Here is a 677-nt window from a genome sequence, read left to right on the forward strand (position 1 = left end):
TGGGGCCGATGCCCGAGCCAACCGACGCGCCGCCGGCGGTCGGGTTGGAGGAGGTGACGAACGGGTAGGTGCCGTGGTCGACGTCCAGGAACGTGGCCTGGCCACCTTCCATGAGCACAACCTTGCCCTCGTCCAAAGCGTTGTTGAGGACAAGTGTGCTGTCGATGACCAGCGGGCGCAGCCTCTCGGCGAAGGAGAGGAAATACTCCACAATTTCGTCGGCAATGATGTCCCGGCGGTTGTAGACCTTGACCAGGAGCTCGTTCTTCTGGCGCAACGAGCCCTCCACCTTCTGGCGGAGGATGGACTCGTCAAAGACGTCCTGGACCCGGATACCCAGGCGGGCCACCTTGTCCATGTACGCGGGGCCGATGCCGCGGCCCGTGGTGCCGATGGCGCGGCTGCCAAGGAAGCGCTCGGTCACCTTGTCCAGCACCTGGTGGTACGGAGCAACCAGGTGGGCGTTGGCCGAAACACGCAGGCGGGAAGTGTCCGCGCCACGGGCTTCAAGGCCGTCGATTTCCTGGAACAGGGCCTCAAGGTTCACCACGCAACCGTTGCCGATAATGGGAATGGCGTTGGGGCTCAGGATGCCCGCGGGAAGGAGCTTCAGCTCATACTTCTCACCGCCAACAACCACGGTGTGCCCGGCGTTGTTACCGCCGTTGGGCTTGACC

General features: G+C 64.0%; 1 protein-coding gene. It reads right to left on the reverse strand.

The window, feature by feature from the left end:
- Positions 1-677, reverse strand: a 677-nt coding sequence (locus tag HP499_RS24730) for an adenylosuccinate synthetase (protein ID WP_172326638.1), incomplete at both ends; no start/stop codon positions are given.

This window comes from Paenarthrobacter sp. CM16, from assembly GCF_013179505.1.
GTDB lineage: Bacteria > Actinomycetota > Actinomycetes > Actinomycetales > Micrococcaceae > Arthrobacter.